Source organism: Pseudoalteromonas sp. NZS100 (assembly GCF_015864815.1).
In the GTDB taxonomy this organism is placed as follows: domain Bacteria; phylum Pseudomonadota; class Gammaproteobacteria; order Enterobacterales; family Alteromonadaceae; genus Pseudoalteromonas; species Pseudoalteromonas distincta.
Genome location: NZ_JADYWM010000004.1, coordinates 44,677 through 61,317, shown reverse-complemented (window position 1 = coordinate 61,317; position 16,641 = coordinate 44,677). Strand labels below are relative to the sequence as shown.

Annotated in this window: 18 protein-coding genes and 1 pseudogene; 8 read left to right on the top strand and 11 right to left on the bottom strand. The window is 37.7% G+C overall.

Going from position 1 to position 16,641, the window contains the following annotated elements; all coding sequences use genetic code 11:
- Position 1: 1 nt before the first annotated feature.
- Positions 2-529, top strand: coding sequence for a hypothetical protein (locus tag I6E69_RS05300; protein WP_149981324.1), 528 nt, complete (start codon positions 2-4; stop codon positions 527-529).
- A gap of 37 nt (positions 530-566) precedes the next feature.
- Complete coding sequence (locus I6E69_RS05295) at positions 567-899, top strand: DUF6488 family protein (RefSeq protein ID WP_149981323.1); 333 nt, start codon at positions 567-569, stop codon at positions 897-899.
- Between the two features lie 469 nt (positions 900-1,368).
- Here I6E69_RS05295 and I6E69_RS05290 read toward each other — a convergent pair whose 3' ends face one another.
- The 6 genes from I6E69_RS05290 to I6E69_RS05265 form a co-directional block, all read right to left on the bottom strand.
- A complete protein-coding gene (locus I6E69_RS05290; RefSeq protein ID WP_149981322.1) occupies positions 1,369-1,905 on the bottom strand; it encodes a manganese efflux pump MntP family protein in 537 nt (178 codons plus the stop codon).
- Positions 1,906-2,044: 139 nt separating this feature from the next.
- A complete protein-coding gene (locus tag I6E69_RS05285) occupies positions 2,045-5,245 on the bottom strand; it encodes an efflux RND transporter permease subunit (RefSeq protein ID WP_149981321.1) in 3,201 nt (1,066 codons plus the stop codon).
- Between the two features lie 11 nt (positions 5,246-5,256).
- Positions 5,257-6,510 carry an efflux RND transporter periplasmic adaptor subunit gene (locus I6E69_RS05280; RefSeq protein ID WP_149981320.1) on the bottom strand — a complete coding sequence of 418 codons (1,254 nt, stop codon included), beginning with the start codon at positions 6,508-6,510 and terminating at the stop codon, positions 5,257-5,259.
- 55 nt (positions 6,511-6,565) lie between these two features.
- A complete protein-coding gene (locus I6E69_RS05275) occupies positions 6,566-7,783 on the bottom strand; it encodes a TolC family protein (protein ID WP_149981319.1) in 1,218 nt (405 codons plus the stop codon).
- Between the two features lie 384 nt (positions 7,784-8,167).
- Positions 8,168-9,070: a cation diffusion facilitator family transporter gene (locus tag I6E69_RS05270; RefSeq protein ID WP_149981317.1), complete on the bottom strand. Its 903-nt coding sequence runs from the start codon at positions 9,068-9,070 to the stop codon at positions 8,168-8,170.
- Entirely contained in the window at positions 9,057-9,680 is a 624-nt protein-coding gene (locus I6E69_RS05265; RefSeq protein WP_281290904.1) for a transglutaminase family protein, read from the bottom strand. Before I6E69_RS05265 ends, I6E69_RS05270 begins: the two co-directional genes overlap by 14 nt.
- A gap of 185 nt (positions 9,681-9,865) precedes the next feature.
- Between I6E69_RS05265 and I6E69_RS05260 the strand changes: the two genes are divergently transcribed.
- From I6E69_RS05260 to I6E69_RS05245, 4 genes and pseudogenes are all read left to right on the top strand, one after another.
- Positions 9,866-10,255 (top strand): Cd(II)/Pb(II)-responsive transcriptional regulator, encoded by a 390-nt coding sequence (locus tag I6E69_RS05260; RefSeq protein ID WP_149981316.1) that lies wholly within the window; start codon positions 9,866-9,868, stop codon positions 10,253-10,255.
- Positions 10,256-10,396: 141 nt separating this feature from the next.
- Positions 10,397-10,615 carry a hypothetical protein gene (locus I6E69_RS20615; RefSeq protein ID WP_231619716.1) on the top strand — a complete coding sequence of 73 codons (219 nt, stop codon included), beginning with the start codon at positions 10,397-10,399 and terminating at the stop codon, positions 10,613-10,615.
- Between the two features lie 285 nt (positions 10,616-10,900).
- Positions 10,901-11,398 (top strand): DUF411 domain-containing protein, encoded by a 498-nt coding sequence (locus tag I6E69_RS05250; protein ID WP_149981315.1) that lies wholly within the window; start codon positions 10,901-10,903, stop codon positions 11,396-11,398.
- A 44-nt stretch (positions 11,399-11,442) separates the two neighbouring features.
- Positions 11,443-11,730, top strand: a pseudogene (locus I6E69_RS05245) (TolC family protein); the annotation flags it as partial.
- A gap of 20 nt (positions 11,731-11,750) precedes the next feature.
- Here I6E69_RS05245 and I6E69_RS05240 read toward each other — a convergent pair.
- Positions 11,751-11,918 (bottom strand): hypothetical protein, encoded by a 168-nt coding sequence (locus I6E69_RS05240; protein WP_179959166.1) that lies wholly within the window; start codon positions 11,916-11,918, stop codon positions 11,751-11,753.
- A gap of 288 nt (positions 11,919-12,206) precedes the next feature.
- Between I6E69_RS05240 and I6E69_RS05235 the strand changes: the two genes are divergently transcribed.
- Together I6E69_RS05235 and I6E69_RS05230 are read left to right on the top strand one after the other, a co-directional pair.
- Positions 12,207-12,593, top strand: a complete 387-nt coding sequence (locus I6E69_RS05235; protein ID WP_149981313.1) for a hypothetical protein — start codon at positions 12,207-12,209, stop codon at positions 12,591-12,593.
- A gap of 4 nt (positions 12,594-12,597) precedes the next feature.
- Positions 12,598-12,915 carry a hypothetical protein gene (locus I6E69_RS05230; protein WP_149981312.1) on the top strand — a complete coding sequence of 106 codons (318 nt, stop codon included), beginning with the start codon at positions 12,598-12,600 and terminating at the stop codon, positions 12,913-12,915.
- 40 nt (positions 12,916-12,955) lie between these two features.
- Here I6E69_RS05230 and I6E69_RS05225 read toward each other — a convergent pair whose 3' ends face one another.
- The 4 genes from I6E69_RS05225 to I6E69_RS05210 form a co-directional block, all read right to left on the bottom strand.
- A complete protein-coding gene (locus I6E69_RS05225) occupies positions 12,956-13,339 on the bottom strand; it encodes a YkvA family protein (RefSeq protein ID WP_149981311.1) in 384 nt (127 codons plus the stop codon).
- A gap of 92 nt (positions 13,340-13,431) precedes the next feature.
- Entirely contained in the window at positions 13,432-15,402 is a 1,971-nt protein-coding gene (locus I6E69_RS05220; protein WP_149981310.1) for an LTA synthase family protein, read from the bottom strand.
- Between the two features lie 84 nt (positions 15,403-15,486).
- On the bottom strand, positions 15,487-16,245 hold the full coding sequence (locus I6E69_RS05215; protein ID WP_149981309.1) for a hypothetical protein: 759 nt from the start codon (positions 16,243-16,245) through the stop codon (positions 15,487-15,489).
- A 27-nt stretch (positions 16,246-16,272) separates the two neighbouring features.
- Complete coding sequence (locus tag I6E69_RS05210; protein WP_149981308.1) at positions 16,273-16,638, bottom strand: diacylglycerol kinase; 366 nt, start codon at positions 16,636-16,638, stop codon at positions 16,273-16,275.
- Between the last annotated feature and the right edge of the window lie 3 nt (positions 16,639-16,641).

The following is a 16,641-nucleotide window of genomic DNA, read 5'->3' as shown; positions in this document are numbered from 1 at the left end:
TATGCAACATACAGTAAGTAGTAAGACATTGATTAAAGCGAGTGTATCAGCAGTTTTCGTTGCGGCTATCGCTATAGTCACGCTCATATTGCCAGCCGAATATAATATTGACCCAACAGGTGTTGGTGAAAAGCTTGGATTAACTATTTTAGCGACAGCAGGTGATGAACAACAATCAGTAGCTGATCCAATTGCCAATAAAGGGAGTGATGAGTTCCAAGCAATTGAAGTAACTGTACCTGCGGGACGCGGCATTGAATACAAGTTTTTCATGAAGCAACATGAAAAAATGACCTATGAGTGGTTAACAGACGGTGAGCCTTTGTACTTTGACCTACATGGTGAGCCTGAAGGAGACACAACTGGCTACTTTGAAAGCTATACCATTGCTACTAGTAATGAAATGAAGGGCAGCTATACAACGCCTTTCACTGGCTCACATGGTTGGTATTGGAAAAATAAGACCGATAACGCTATCGGTATACAGCTTATGGTAAAAGGCCAATACGAAGTGATTGGTCTGAAATAATAATTATTTCTTATTTATATAAACTCTGGAGAATGAAATGAACAAAATAATATCGATTATTGCACTATGTACGGCTTTACTAAGCTTAAATGTATATGCACACAGCGATCATGGAGTGATCAGTGGCCAAAAAGCGCTAGTTATTGCAGCAACAGCGATAAACAAAATGACCTTTAAAGATGTTGGTTTTTCCATTGGTAAGCTTGATGATACATGGAAGAGCTTAGAAAAATCGCAGTTTACAATTTCGAGTGTTGAAGATAGCTATTATGTGGTTAGTGCTAATAATCCTAAAAGTGATAAGAAAATCTATTTTAAAATAGCCAAGAATGGTGAAGTATTGGCAGCAAATAACCACAACAATTTCTAATCAAATTTGCTACTGTAGCAAGGTGGAAGTTTCCAAAAAAGGTTCCATCGTTAATTTGGAAACTTCACAAATTTTTAAGCTATTAACAGTATAATTCTGCTACTTTCTTCTCAGAGAACCACTCATATAAAACAAGTAATATAAATAACGTTTACAGTGTTATCGTTATCAAATCACCAACAATAACACTGGCAAGCTGTCGCTGACTTTCAGCGCCAACATTGTTAGATATTAAACCTTGAAAATAAACCTAGCGTAAAAGTTATTACGGTCATTAATACTGGCCTCAATCTAGAGGTTGCGTCCTCAAAAATTGCACTAGATGAGTCAAAACTATCTATGAAATGTTGGTTAATACCTTTGGGGGAATGGAGCTGTAAATGCCCTCCTATTCGAGAAGGGCAAGTTATTGCTTTAGCAAATAAACGATTTAAATTCTTATGTGTAGTGTCAAGTAAAAATACCGGGATTACAGTAACACCTTAAAAGCAATAAGTATTAGTACAATGCCACCTAGTAGCTCTGCCTTACTTTCAAGTAAGGTTCCACTTTTAGAGCCAATATATATACCCAGCCAACTTAAAGCAAAGGTGGTAAAACCGATAGTCAAACAAGCGGTCAGAACATTAACGTCCATTAAGGTTATTACGTAACCTGCGGCCATCGCATCAATGCTTGTTGCAATAGCCAATGTGAGTAAAACGCGGTGAGTGATTTGAGATATGTCTTCTTCAATACCTTCTGCAAATGATTCATAAATCATTTTACCACCGACGCAGAATAACAGGATAAATGCTATCCAAGGCGCATAATCGTCTACCCATGAAGATACGCCTTTGCCACTAAAATAACCAAATAATGGCATGACACATTGAAAAAAGCCAAAGTAAAATGCAGCTTTTAAAGCTAGTTTATTTAAATTAGTTGGTTGTTTAGCACCTAAGCCAACAGACACAGCGAAGGCATCCATACTTAAGGCTAGAGCAAGAATTAAAACGTCAAGCACTTAGTTTTCCTCAAATCTTTACTATCGTCTTTCAAGTTAATATGTTGTGGTTTAGTGATTTTGGCCACTACAGTTAAGATTGTAATCCCACACAAAACGTCACTTAAGTGTGAGATATTCGTTCATTATAAAAATTTTTCTATCTAGATAATTCTTTTATTTTCTTCCTAGAAAACCAACTGTATAAAACAGGCAGCACAAATAATGTTAATAAGGTTGCCGTAATTAATCCTCCGACAATAACACTGGCTAAAGGGCGTTGTATTTCAGCACCAACACCGCTCGACATTAACATTGGGATTAAGCCCAATGCTGAAGTGATAGCCGTCATTAATACGGGTCTTAATCTAGAGGTTGCGCCATCAAAAACGGCTTTGGAGATGTCTAACCCATCTTTAATACGTTGATTGATGCTCTCTACCATTACTACACCGTTTAATACTGCAACGCCGAATAAGGTAATGAACCCCACCGAGCTAGGCACTGATAAGTATTGGTTTGACAAATACAGAGAAAACACACCACCAATCACAGCAAGAGGTACATTGACTAGTATCAACATAGCCTGACCAACGGAGCCAAAGGCAAAGTAAAGCAATAGTGCTATTAACCCTAATGATAAAGGAACCACTATAGCTAACCTTTTTTGCGCACGCTGCTGGCTTTCAAATTGTCCACCAATAGAAATAGAATAACCGGAAGGCAAATCAACCTTTTTAGCTATTATCTCTCTAATATCAGCTACAACACTACCCATATCTCGATTCTGGACGTTTGCTTGAATAACAACTCGCCTTTGTACGTCATCGCGCCTGACTTGCGGTGGGCCAGACTCAAATGAAACGGATGCAACATCACCTAAGCGCACCCAAGCCCCAGTTGGTGATTGAAGTCGAATATCTGAAATAGCTTCTTTGTTTCGACGATATTCTTCTTCCAAACGTACATAAATGTCGTAGCGTTCATTGCCATCAATAATTTGCCCTGCCTCGACGCCACCAATGCCGTCTCGCACAACCTCCATTACGTCGATAACGGACAGGCCAAATCGTGACAATTCTTGTCTATTAGGCTTGATCACTAATTGAGCTTCACCAGCAATTTGTTCTAAAGCGACATCTCTAGCACCATCAACTTCTTTAATAACTGCTTCAATTTCCTGACCTTTATTGGCTAACACATCAAGCTCTGGTCCAAATAGCTTGATTGCTAATTGCGCTTTTACACCTGATAATAATTCATCAACACGAGTGGCAATGGGCTGAGAAAAGTTAAGTAGCAACCCCGGAAACTCTTCCAGTGACCTTTCCATTTTAGCTTGAAGTTCATATCGATTAGAAGCGCTTGTCCACTCAGAAACTGGTTTTAATCCTATATAAATTTCTATGTTGTTCACAGGCTCTGGATCTCCACCTATTTCAGCTCGTCCAATTCTGCTCAGGGCATAAGTTACTTCAGGAAAGGTCATTAATTTTTCTTCTAGAATTGGAGCAACAGTAAGTGCTGTATCTAAACTAGAAGAAGGAGCGAGGGTTGCTCTTAAATTAATCGTCCCTTCCTCTAGCTCAGGAACAAATTCAGTGCCAATAAATGGCACTAATGCAAATGCAGAGATAACTAAAACAAGTGAAGCTGAAATGACTAACTTCGTGCGTTTTAATGCGAAAGTAAGCCCTTTTCTGTAAAGTTTGTCTAAAGGTTTTAGTACGAAACTTTCTTTTTCTCTTACACCAGTTTTAAACAGATAAGTAGCCAGAGCAGGCACAACAAACAAGGCCACCATGATGGCAGATACTACCGCTAAGATGATACTGATTGCCATAGGTTGAAAGAGTTTTGCTTCTACCCCTTCGAAGCTAAATAATGGCGTAAATACCACTAAGATAATAGACGCTGCAAAAAATACCGGACGGGCGACTTCTTTGCCTGCTTCCTTGAGACGCAATTCAATACCGTGATCATCATGCTCAACATCGTGTGGGTCTGTGTCAGAGGCAGAAACTCTAGCGTGAACACTGTCTGAGTGAGTTGAATCTGGCTTATTTAAATGTTTAAACATGTTTTCAACCATCACCACCGAACCATCGACCAACATACCAATAGCCACAGCAATTCCACCCAGTGACATAAGGTTGGCAGAAATACCCCACCAAGCCATGATCATCAAAGCAATGCCAATTGAGATAGGAATTGAAATTAAAACCAAAAAGGTTGCCCGTAGGTTCATTAAGAAAAGCGCCAGTACAATACAGATGAAAACAAAAGCTAATGCTAGTGCTTCAACGACGGTATTAACTGCTTTCTCAATTAAATCAGCTTGATCATAGAAGGGTTCAAAGCGAACGCTTTTTGGAAGCGCTTGATTAATTAGTGGTATTCTTGCATTGATTCCATCAATGGTGGACTTAGTGTTTGACCCCATCCGCTTCAATACAATACCTGAAACCACTTCACCTAGATTCTCGACTTTGCCCTCTGCTGTTTTGCGAGTCATGGTAACAGCGCCTTGTCGAATTTCGCTGCCCATTCCAACTTTTGCTATGTCAGAAACGGTTATTACTGTTCCATCGAAGGTTTTTACTGGTACTTGCTTGATATTACCGATGCCAGCATCTCCACTTTCAAACCACCCCGTACCTCGAATGACCAGTTGTTCTTGGCCTCGATTCATATACCAGCCGCCAACATTGGCATTATTGCTATCTAGGGCAGTGACGACATCTTCTTGGGTTAGGTCGTATTCAAGAAGTTTTGAAGGATCAATGTTTACTTGGTATTGCCTAACGTTGCCTCCAAAAGACAGAACGTCAGTAACACCATCGACGGGCATGATAAGTAGTTTGACAATCCAATCATTGAGACTTCTAAGTGCCATCGCGTCAAAACCAGCGTCTTTATCTGATATCAATAAATATTGAAATACTTGACCTAACCCAGAGGTGTTCGGTCCCATATTCGGTGTACCAACACCTTCTGGGATCAATTCTTTTGCCGCTTGAAGTCGTTCAAAGACAAGTTGCCTAGCAAAGTAAATATCGGTGCCTTCTTTAAAAACGACAGTGACACCAGATAAACCTGTTTTAGAAATCGAACGTACTTGCTCAACATCAGGCAAGGCGTACATCACAGCTTCTATCGGATAAGTAATAAGTTGTTCAACTTCTTCCGCTGCCAATCCGGGCGCTTCAGTATTCACGGCAACCTGAACGTTAGTGACATCAGGGAAGGCATCCAAATTTAACTTTGGAATAACCATTACTGCACTAACAATAGCGGCAAAAAGAGCGATTAAGATAAGGAGTCGGTTGTTTACGGACCAATCAATAATTTTATTAAACATTGTATTTCTCCTTAGTGGTTGTGCGGATCAAATCCGCCTTTAGCAATTTCAGAAGCAACAAAGAAAGCGCCTTTGGTGACAATTCGTGTTCCACTTTCAACGCCGATTATTTCCCTAAAATCACCTAAGGCTCGTCCTAATTCAATTTCTACAGCTTTAAATTCTCCGGGGTGGTCTTCAACGAATATGGTCCAATCACCATCAGCACCGCGGACCAAGGCTTCTTCCGGCACAGCCATTACTTTCTCTTGGGTTGAAAATTGAAAATAGACTTTCACAAACATACCTGAATGGAGGTTGTCGTCTTTGTTTTCGACTGACAGACGAACTATCCTCGTTCTAGTTAATGGATCGATGGTGTGCGCTTCTTGAATGACTTTTGCGTTGTAACTTTGCCCCTCTAATTTGACTATCCCCGGAGAGTTTTTGGGCAAATCAAGCTTTTTATTAGGCGGTACTTTTGCTTCTACCCATAGTTGCTTTTCGTCTGCTAGCAACATCACTGTATCACCAGCATTAACGCGTTGCCCTTGGATAAAATCGTCTTGAAGCACTACGCCTTCACGCTGTGCTGTTAATGTATATTGCCCAAATGCTTTAATGTCTTTGTTAGAAATACTCTGAATTGCTTTTTCAGTTAACCCTAAAGCAATGAGTTTTCCGTAAGAAGCGTTGTAAGTTGTTTCAGCTAGCAACAAGCGGCTTTCGCTGACGGTTTTATTTCCTAGTTTTTTAATGCGTTGCCATTCTGTTGAAGCAATTAAATAGTCCCCTTGTGCTTGTGCCATCGCTTCACTAAATAATGTGACTAACTTTTGGCCTATTTCTACGTGTTCTCCGAGAGCTGCATGGCGACTAATAATGACCGACTCAGTACGAGGAGATACGACATAACTTCTGTAACCATTGGCCTTGATTTCACCGGGTGCGTATATCGAACTGTATTGATATTCTGGAACAATGCTTTCCACTTTTATGTTAGCAAGTGACATCTTTTTTGGGCTAAGAGTTATACCTTCTTCATGCTCTTCCTCTTTACTTTCAACTTCATGTCCGTGCTCGTCTTGGTCACCTTTATCTTCTTCATGGCCTTTTTCGTGATCGTCATGATCATCTTTATGTTCTTTTACATCTTGCTGTGAAATCTTTGCGGCAGAATCTAAAACATCTGACGATTGACCAAAAGCAATGTGACTCGTAGTAAGCCCAACTAAAAGGCTGCTCATTACTACGGCTAATAATTTTTTACTAAATATTGTATTCATTTTTATAACCTATATTTTATAAATTTGAGATTTCGCTTGTTTAAAATTGGAGCGGTTAAATCTCAAATTTGGATAACTGACCCATACTTGAAATGAAGGAAATTTCGGCAACCTTGAATTGCTTTTCCAGTTGAATTCCTGTTTGAAGTCCTTCTGCCCGTTGATTTAAAGCAAATAAATAATCAGAAGTATTTATGTCACCTGCTTCCCAGCGTTTGTTTAGTAATTTTTCGCTGTTATTCAACCTGCCGTGGGTAAGTTTTAACCACTGTTCGTAATATTTTTTACTAACCAAAAGTGATTCATAGTTAGCTTTTGCTTTAAAAGACTGCTTGCGAAAAACCGACTGAAATTTGGCTTCTGCGGCAATAGATTTTGAGTAGGCAAATTTAATAGTATCGGAGTAGTTATTCCTGATATTTAAAGGCATTGAAAATGTAAGTCCAACTGTACTTTCATTGCCACTTTCACCTGCACTAATCCCAATGGTGGGATTAGCTTTAGCTTCTATTGTGCTAAGTTGAGCCTTGGCTTGTTGCTCTTGCCAATACGCTTTAGCAAGTTTTACTTTAGGGTGTTGTTTAACCCATTCTGTATTGAAGGAATAATTTGTTGTCTTAAACTCAAACTGCTGTCCTTTGGCTATGTCTGGAGTCCAATCCGGCAGTAACTCTTGAACTTGAACTTCCGCATGCTTTAACGCAATTTGATATTCGGAAATTTCACTAAAGGTTTGTGCTAGGTTTAGATACACTAATTCAGCATCAATAGGGTCCAGTAGTCCCACTTTTTGCTTTTCATCAACAATGCTAACCAGTGTTCGCAGTTGTTCTTCTTTTTCAATTAACAATTTTGCTGCATCTTTGGAAGCCTGCCAATTAACAAGCGCGATTAGTGCTTCGGCTTTCTTTGATTCAAGTAAATCTAATAATTGCTGTTGATTCATGTAAAAAACAATTTCACCAATGTTTTTGTTGGATGACTGTTTATCCCATAAATCAATAGTTTGACTCAGACCAACTGAAAAGTTTTTAAAATCACCTTCCTTTTCATAACTAGCCTCAAACTCAGGGTTATAGATAGCTTTAGTCAAGCTTTTTGCCTGAAATTGACTAGCTTTGAGTAACTCTCTTGCCTCAATAATTTCAGGATCTTTATTTATTTGGTTTTCTAACCATGAAGTAGTTTTTTCCTTGCCATAAGAATTAATTGAAAAGCCTATAACAAGGCACATAGACAGGCATACACCTGCATTTTTTAAATATAAATACATATGAACTCTTAATTTTTAAATTAATAAACACCAACTTTTTTATCCTTGTGACAGGATATAAAGGTCATTAATAATCAAATAAATTAAGATTTAGGAGGGCGTAATATGGAGTCTTGGTAATCTTTTGTTTGATCTACCTGAGGGGAAAATCGGTTTATGAAATGTAACTTAGCAGTACTGTTTAAATTGCTAACTAATATCCATGATAGGTGGCTACCACTGCAATGCCCACAGTGATGACTATCATAAGTTGCGGACGCAATAGACGATAACGATTGCAAAACAATCGAAATAATCAGTAGTACCCTTACAGCAACAGATAAATTCAAAATAAACACCTATAAATACAAGAATGAAAAATATAACAGAAAGCTAATGTTTGGGCTAGTTATGTTGGTCCTTTTCAATCTCATCACGACAAGATTCTTGAGGAAATTCAAACTCAATGGTTGTATGAGACAACTGATGAGTAGAAAGCTCTTTAGCTATTCGTTGCTTTAGCTTAATTATGTCATCAACCTCTAGGTTATGAGTTAACTCTAAGTGTGCAGTCAATACGTGGCTTTCACCATCTAATGACCAAAAGTGCATATGATGAATACCACTTATTTCAGGTAATTCAGTTAGTGATCGTTTTATATTTTCTTGAGTTTCTTCTTCTGGTGCAGCTTGCAGAAACAATACTAGCGTTGATTTTAGGTTTCTGAATACATTAAATAAAATGAATAATGTAAATCCAATTGAAAGTAAAGGATCTAATATAGGTAGTTCAACAAAAAGAAGCACGACAGAAACAATAAGAACAGCAACCCAACCAAGCACATCTTCAAGTAGGTGCCATGTCAGCACTTTTTCATTTAATGTCTTACCCGCTTTTAATTTAAATACAGCATAGCCGTTGACGGCAACACCAAGCAAAGCTAGCCCTAACATTCCTTCCGCAACAGGCATTTCTGGACTGGACAACCTAGGTATTGCTTCAAATAAAACCCAAATAGAGCCAATAACCAAAACGATTCCATTGATGAGTGCCCCAAAAAGTGTGAGTCGCCGATAACCGTAACTAAATTTATCTGATGCTTCTTTATCTGAGAAACGACTCAATAACCAAGCAAACCCTATAGACAGGCTATCACCCAAATCATGAACGGCATCAGCCATAATCGCCGTACTGTTAGTTAGCCAACCACCAATGAATTCAATAATGGTGAATGTCACATTCAGAAAAAATGCCCAACCAATACGGTTGTCTTGTCCATGTTGATGACTGTGGTTATGGTTGTGCATTTTGTACCTCCAGTACTGTCTTTTTTCTAATATTAGCGACATTGAAGTTGATCAGATGACGGATCACTCGTTGATACATCCAACGTTTCACGCCTGATAAGTTAGTTCCTTGCTCACGATAGAACTCATCAGGGGAATCATAAAGTCCGAAATCGTCATGAATACCTTCTTTTTGTATATAAGTATCGGTTCCCCGCCAATCAGTATCTGGATATGAGAAGCATTTAGTTGCAACACCATAGCCACAAAAAACATCTTTTTCTTGGCTAAACCTTTGCTGTAAGGATGTTAGATATTGTGCATCCAAGATAAAGCCTTCTAAGTTGATCCAACGACCATCAAGGTATACCTCCACCCAACTGTGGATAATGTATTTAGGAGCTAACCAAAAAACATAGGTTGGTATGGCACCTTTTTGCAACTGTTGATTTATAGTAAACCCGTGAAATCGGCATGGAATGCCTAATCCACGCAATAGAGCCATCAATAGATTGCCTTTGGTATTACATTGACCATAACCATCAGACAGCACTTCACTCGCTGAAATATCATCGCTCTTGTTGTAGCCAAACAACATTTCATCTTTCAAAAATTGATAGGCGGCTCCAATTTTGTTGAATTCATTAAATTTGTTCCATCAGCGATGATTTATAAGGGACTGAATATCCTCGTGTTCAAAATTGACAATGCTGGTCTTGGTTAGATACTTATCACACATTTTTACCCCTTATTAACTTGTATGCTTTAACTATAAAACATATAGTAACTATAGAGTCAAGTTTGTTGGGAAGCTTTATGAAAATTGGCGAATTATCGAAAACATCAGGTTGTTCAATACAAACAATTAGGTATTATGAAAAAGAAGGGTTGCTTGCTGATCCAGAGCGTTCAGAAGGTAATTTCAGGCTGTATAGCAATAAAGCGATGAAGGAGTTGGAATTCATAAAGCATTGCCGAAGTTTAGATATTCCACTCGCCAACATTAAGCGCCTTATTGAATTAAAAAATAAACCCGAAGAAAGCTGCTTAAGTGTGAACATACTCATTGAGCAGCAACTAACGTTAGTTAATAAACGCATGAAAGAATTGAAAGCATTAAAAAAAGAGTTACAGCAAATGGCAAGTACTTGTGGCTCTGGTAGTACAATTGAAACCTGCGGTATTATTAAATCGCTCGATAGTTAAACAACGAACCATTATATAGCTTGGTTTTCCAGTTAATCTTAAAGGTCACAAAAATCAAATTATACCTCATAAATAGAAAGTCCCATTTACTTTGAGACTCCACTGTATTAATATTTTATAGGTATTTTTTTGAGATAATTTATGTTTAAACCACTTTCAAAAGTCTTAGTTTTAGCAGCTATGCTGATTGCCTTTGTTGGGCAAGCATTGGCTTATACTGCTATGTCTTGTGAAATGTCGGAAAATTCTCATCAATCTCATATGACTGTGGATCATTCTTCAATGAAGTCTTATGAGGGTATGGATCATAGTAAGATGAAAAGTAGTAAATCAAACAGTCTGAAGACTGTTGTGATGTAGATTGTGTATGTCCTGAACACGCGTGTTCATCAGTAATTTTGTTGATTTCTGGCCATAATAATTCTAGTGTTTTGGGTTTTACTGAAGCTGAAATAATTCAAACTTCTGAACAGCCAAACTCAATTTCCACTTCTCTTTATCGTCCTCCAATATTTGCCTAACAGAGGGTTAGTGTGCCAGCATTTCACGGAATGCTTCTCGTAGCACACACGTTTTAACTTTTCCTGTTAATTAATTTTTAGCGTATTAACGCTTTAATTTTCCAGCCTTGTCTGGGGGCAAAAAATGTTCAATAGATATATACAAATAGCAGTAACATTACTGTTTATACCAGCGTTTGCTCACGCTAACGAGCACAAACACGAAAATCACATTGAGGCTAAGCCAATAGAGTTATTGGTTTATAAAACGCCTAGCTGTGGATGTTGTAAAAAGTGGATATCTCATATTGAAGATGAAGGTATTACTGCGCATTCAAATGACTCTCAAGATATTAGCGGTATTAAAACGAAGTTTGAAATTCTACCCATCTATCGCTCTTGCCACACTGCTGTTACTAAAAATGGTTTTGTATTCGAAGGGCATGTACCAGCTAAATTCATAAAACAATTCGTAGCTGAAAAACATGACAACGCCATTGGTTTGTCTGTTCCTGTGATGCCAGTTGGATCTCCGGGGATGGAAGTTGGCGAACGCTTCATGCCTTATAACATTCTGATCTTGTTTAATGATGGAAGCAGCAAAGTCTATAAAAAAGTTAATGGTTATGAGGAGCAATTCTAATGAAATGTTCTTTATTAGGGGGAGCAAAACTCATACTAGGTTTCATGATCTGTCTCCCTGCCTTTATTGCCCAAGCAAATAAAGTTGTGTCGTTGGAGCAGGCAGTTGCCATAGCTCAACAAAATGATCCTTGGCTTCTCGGTAGCCGATTGAAACAACAAGCTGTAGAAAATAGAAGTATTGCTTCAGGTTCTCTACCTGACCCTAGAATATCAATAGGAATGATGAATTTTCCTACTGATACATTGGACTTTGATCAAGAAGGTATGACTCAGTTTCAAATCGGTGTGTCACAAATGTTTCCTCGTGGAGATAGCCTAAAGATAAAGGAAATTTAAAATCAATTAATGGGTTATTTGCTTAATAACTCAAATTTCCCTTCTAGTTTGCCGTAAGCCCGTTGGAGCTTATCAAACTCTACTTCTTTAATTTCAAGTTGTTTGATACGACTCTCATTTGCTTCTAGTAACCCAAGCAGTCTTGAGTTTTCTGCCACTAGCTCTTCGTTTCGAGATTGCAAAACATCTATTTCAGCTTCTAGTTCGTCAATTTTATTGTCGCTTGATTCAATAGCGAGGCTTGCTTGATTTTCAGATTCCTCATATTCAAGGATTTTTGATTGGTAATCATCAATAGTTGATTTAACTCTTTTTTCTGCAACTTGTTGTGCGACTTTGTAGCTTTCAATTGCTAGTTTTTCTAATTGATTCTTAGCAGTCTGTTGGTTTTTTTCTAACTTGTCTGCTATTTCAATCGGTAGCTCTACTTCTGTTGTATCTTCCTCTGTAACTGTTTCTTGTTCTTCTAGATGTTTGCCTTTGGTGACGTATTACAAAATGGTAGTGAAACCCCAGCGTTTTATCACATACGACGTAAGCGATACCTTGTATTTGGTTTTATGCTGCCCACAGAAAAAGCTAAAAAAATAAATACAGAGCTGCCTAAGCTAAATCTATTAGTCAAAAATACTAAGGAATTTCAGAAATACATTATTAAAGTTGAACAACAGTCTCTAGTTTTTGAAGCTCACCGCATCAGTACCTCATACGCGAATCATGAAGTTCTCACAGATATGCAAATTGAGCAAAAGAAAATCTTAATGTCACACACTGATGCTAGCAATGACTGGTTTGCCTTAAAAGGTACTCGCTTTTCCGTGGGTTTTAGACCGATCAAGGTAAAAGAGGCGGTATAAGCTGATGGAAAAAACATTTTTAGTCGATGTTAGTATTGTTTCTGTTTTTGACAGTATGGGCGCTAATAAGGCTTATTTAGGCGATGTGTTAGCTGGTCAGGTAATCGAAGATGAAACATTTAGATTTCGTCCCTATGAGCAAATTGTTACCTCCATAATTGTTAGCAAAAGATTTGTTGATAACAAGATGGAGGTCATCACTCACAACGGTAACTGCTATTCACTATCCGATAAGCCCAAATTATTCAGTGTAACGACTGATGAACTCGCTACTATGCGCTTAGGACAATATACACCTGAAACGATTTTAAAAATGAGATAGCTCAAATAACGTATATTTTTAAGTATAAATTTTAAAAAAATTATGTAATAAATTTGCTTTGAATTGAATGCGCAATAAAAAGTAAAGCTACAAACCAGACTAAAATAACCGCAATTGCGCTAATATAGCTTATTGGCTTTTCGTTATATTGTTGAGCTTTTATTTTTGCGATTCGTAATATTTTTTTTGGGGTTAAATAAATAATTAGTGCAAAACCAAGAGGCAGAATTATAAAGTCATCTATCAACCCCAATATTGGTATGAAATCTGGAACTAAGTCTATCGGGCTTAGTGCGTAAGCTGCGACTATAATTGCAATGGCTTTTACATACCAAGGTAGCGCTGGTTCGCGAGATATAAAATATACTACTAATGTTTGGCGTTTCAGTTCCCGTATTTTTTGTTTAAAATTTTGTAATCTCATTTATCACCTACATCAGTTCATATTTACAATTGATAGCAGAGGAATCGAAAGAGCAATTGTTCAGAAAAAAGCCAATAGAATAACAAGCCGAGTTATTCTTCTTTCAGAGAATACCAATGGTTTTTATACGCCAAACTTCCCCACAGTACATGGGCCAATGCGATCTCTGAAGTGTCACGGTTAACATCTATTGGTGATAGTGTGTTGAGTTCATAATTATATTGAAAGTTCAAAGGTGCTTTACTTGGCTGAAGGATGGTTACTTCATCATTAACCATATAAGCAAAATTCTCTGCATACTGCATCATAGCTCTATTAGAAGCCGTTGGAACTGTTAGGTCTTGACCTAACATTGGTGAAATATTCTCTATACCTATTAATGACAAAAGAGTTGGTGCTAAATCGATTTGACTGACTATTCGTTGATCTGAAGTGGGTCCTTTACCTGAGTTTAGAATCACACCCGGAATATGGAAATTGTTAATGGGAACAAGATCTTTACCCATTGCTCTTGCATCATGGTCGGCAACAACGAGGAATATAGTATTTTCCCAATAGTCTTGAGCTTTTGCTTTTGCAATAAATTGTCCTAAGGCATAATCTGCATATTGTATGGCTTTATGGCGCAGTAATTCTTTGCCATCATATTGTTGTAATTGTTTAGCAGTGTATTGAATTGGTGAAACAATACCGTCAGGTATTTCAAATGGATCATGGTTACTTGACGTAAATATGAAACTAAAAAATGGTTTTCCTTCGTTATGAAGCTTAGTTAATTCAATATCAGTTTGATTAAACAAATCACCATCGCTTGCCCCCCAAGACGCTACGAATTGTGGGTTTTCAATATCATTAAAGTCAACAATGTCAGTAAAGCCGTTTCCTAAAAAGAAGCTTTTCATGTTGTCGAAATGACTTTCTCCACCATAAATAAATTGAGTCTCATAACCATTTTCTTTTAGCAGAGATGCAATAGTAAAGAAGTCCTTTTGCGATTTGTCTAACTTAACCACTGCCCTAGAGGGAGTTGGAGTAAAGCCAGTTATAACCGCTTCAATACCTCTAACGGAGCGAGTGCCTGTTGCGTATAATCGTTTAAATGCCCAACCTTCTTGATTTAATTTATCAATTTCAGGTGTCAGCGGGATTCCACCAAGAGATGATACATATTGGGCACCTAAGCTTTCTTCAAGGATAATTACCAAGTTTTTTGGTTGCCCCTTAAAGCTCGGAGAGCGCTTACTTAAAGTGGGTAAGTTATCGTTTTTGAAGCTGTCCAAAGGTTGTTTTGACTCCTGACGAACTAGCTCAATAACTCGATCATCTTCCATCTTGCCATACAACTTAGCTGCATTTTTTTCATCACCGAATTGATTAAGCGCATAAGCAACACTGTAGGTCGAATTTAATGTAAGTGAATTAACTAGTGGGTCAGTGGAAAAGTACACTAAGGCAGGATTGATTGGTCTGTGGCCTAATGTCCCTCGTGCAGATAAAGCAATTATTACAAAAAGCATCAAACAAGAAACCAGCCTACTTCCGATTGCTGCGTTATCTTCTTTTACTTTGTTAGAGACTACGTGATCAGTAAACTGCCATATTTTTTTAACAGGAAATAGCAATAGAGCAAACACTATCAATATTGTTATCAAATGACCATTCACCAGCATTTTAGACACTTCATCAGGATAAGCTAGATATTCAATAAATAGCCTGTTTGGTCTAAAGCCGTATTCATTGATAAATGCGGGCGTTGCTAATTCAAAAAACAATATGCCCATAAAGCAGATCAGAAACCAAATTCGCAAAACCAATGACCAATATTCTTGAAATCTAGTTTTTGACACCCAAGGGTGCAATAACGCCGGGATGGCGCATAAGTAACCTACGCTACTTAAGTCTATACGAAAGCCATTTGTGATTAGGCTCCATATACTATTTAAGTCATTAAATCTATCTAATTGCCAGATAGCCAACCCTGTTCGTACTAAGGTTAGGAATAGCATGACAGAAACAGAGAATAGTAGGAATGGTCTGATAAAGCTGTAGATAGAAGTAAACATCGCAATTCTTTTTAGTGAATAACACGATGTTTACTGTATTAGGTTAAACTTAAGAATTGCTTAATTAAAACTGATAATTAGACATTAATGTTGTTTTAAAGCAGGTCGTTGAGGTAGAAGTATGATCAAAACTACTATTACAAACAGTAGTGTCGCGGTAGCTGAATATCTACTCAATTCCAAACCACCGTGCGCAACAGGCTTGTCTAAAAAGTCACCAACAACCGCGCCTAAGGGACGAGTCAAAACAAATGCAAGCCAAAATAACATTGTTCTAGATACTTTAGTGAACATATATAGGGTTAATACAATTCCTAAGCCTGTACTGAAAATATATGCAGCTCCAATATAACCCAATCCAGCAGTATCAGCAGTCCAGTCTCCCAGTGCAGTCCCAAGTGTTTGAGAAAACATAATGGTTAACCAGTAAAACGATTCAGCTTTAGGGTTGTCAATAGTAGAAACACTGATACTTCCAATTGTTCTATACCAAATAGCCAATGTAATAATTAAGAGAGTAGCTAATAGAGTTGAGCCTCCTAAATACCCAATTCCCAACGATCTATCGGCAAAATCAGCAAGTGTTGTCCCCACTGTCGTTGATGCAATAATAGTGATCCAATAAATAAACGGGCTAAATTTTGTAGATTTTACTTGCATAATAACAGCAGCAATAAAAAAGGACATAAAGATTACAGTTCCAACTAAATAGCCCAAATTCATTGACATTGAAACAGCATCACCACCTGTTTCACCTAACGTAGTCGCGAGTATTTTTATTATCCAAAACCCTATTGTTAATTGAGGTACTTTTATCAGAGCATCGTTAAATTGTTTATTCATATAAAATTCCTCTATGTGAGTATGTCATTAAAAAAGAACTACCAACCAAATACATATAGCAATCACTATACTCACTAATACTGCGGCAGACCCTAAATCTTTCGCTAAACCTGACAGTGGGTGTATTTCGAAACCAATACGGTCAACGACTGCCTCTATTGCAGTATTTACTATCTCGGTAAACATAATGAACAGTACCGCAATGATAAGTATGAGTTGCTCTTTCAGTGTAATATTGAACAAAAAAGTTACGGGGATCGACAATATAAGCAACAGTAACTCTTGTCTAAATGCGGCTTCATTCCTTAGGAGCCACTTGAACGCTCTGATTGAATTCAATGTTGCGAGATAAACTCGTTTAAGACCTTTAGGCTTGTTTTCACTATCAAACACGGA

Excerpts from the sequence above, each read along its gene's own strand:
- I6E69_RS05220 (WP_149981310.1), bottom strand. The coding sequence starts at position 15,402 with ATGTTTACTTCTATCTACAGCTTTATCAGACCATTCCTACTATTCTCT.
- I6E69_RS05250 (WP_149981315.1), top strand. The coding sequence starts at position 10,901 with ATGTTCAATAGATATATACAAATAGCAGTAACATTACTGTTTATACCA.
- I6E69_RS05270 (WP_149981317.1), bottom strand. The coding sequence starts at position 9,070 with ATGCACAACCATAACCACAGTCATCAACATGGACAAGACAACCGTATT.
- I6E69_RS05260 (WP_149981316.1), top strand. The coding sequence starts at position 9,866 with ATGAAAATTGGCGAATTATCGAAAACATCAGGTTGTTCAATACAAACA.
- I6E69_RS05225 (WP_149981311.1), bottom strand. The coding sequence starts at position 13,339 with ATGAGATTACAAAATTTTAAACAAAAAATACGGGAACTGAAACGCCAA.
- I6E69_RS05235 (WP_149981313.1), top strand. The coding sequence starts at position 12,207 with ATGTTTGCCTTTGGTGACGTATTACAAAATGGTAGTGAAACCCCAGCG.
- I6E69_RS05215 (WP_149981309.1), bottom strand. The coding sequence starts at position 16,245 with ATGAATAAACAATTTAACGATGCTCTGATAAAAGTACCTCAATTAACA.
- I6E69_RS20615 (WP_231619716.1), top strand. The coding sequence starts at position 10,397 with ATGTTTAAACCACTTTCAAAAGTCTTAGTTTTAGCAGCTATGCTGATT.
- I6E69_RS05275 (WP_149981319.1), bottom strand. The coding sequence starts at position 7,783 with ATGTATTTATATTTAAAAAATGCAGGTGTATGCCTGTCTATGTGCCTT.
- I6E69_RS05230 (WP_149981312.1), top strand. The coding sequence starts at position 12,598 with ATGGAAAAAACATTTTTAGTCGATGTTAGTATTGTTTCTGTTTTTGAC.
- I6E69_RS05295 (WP_149981323.1), top strand. The coding sequence starts at position 567 with ATGAACAAAATAATATCGATTATTGCACTATGTACGGCTTTACTAAGC.
- I6E69_RS05280 (WP_149981320.1), bottom strand. The coding sequence starts at position 6,510 with ATGAATACAATATTTAGTAAAAAATTATTAGCCGTAGTAATGAGCAGC.
- I6E69_RS05285 (WP_149981321.1), bottom strand. The coding sequence starts at position 5,245 with ATGTTTAATAAAATTATTGATTGGTCCGTAAACAACCGACTCCTTATC.
- I6E69_RS05300 (WP_149981324.1), top strand. The coding sequence starts at position 2 with ATGCAACATACAGTAAGTAGTAAGACATTGATTAAAGCGAGTGTATCA.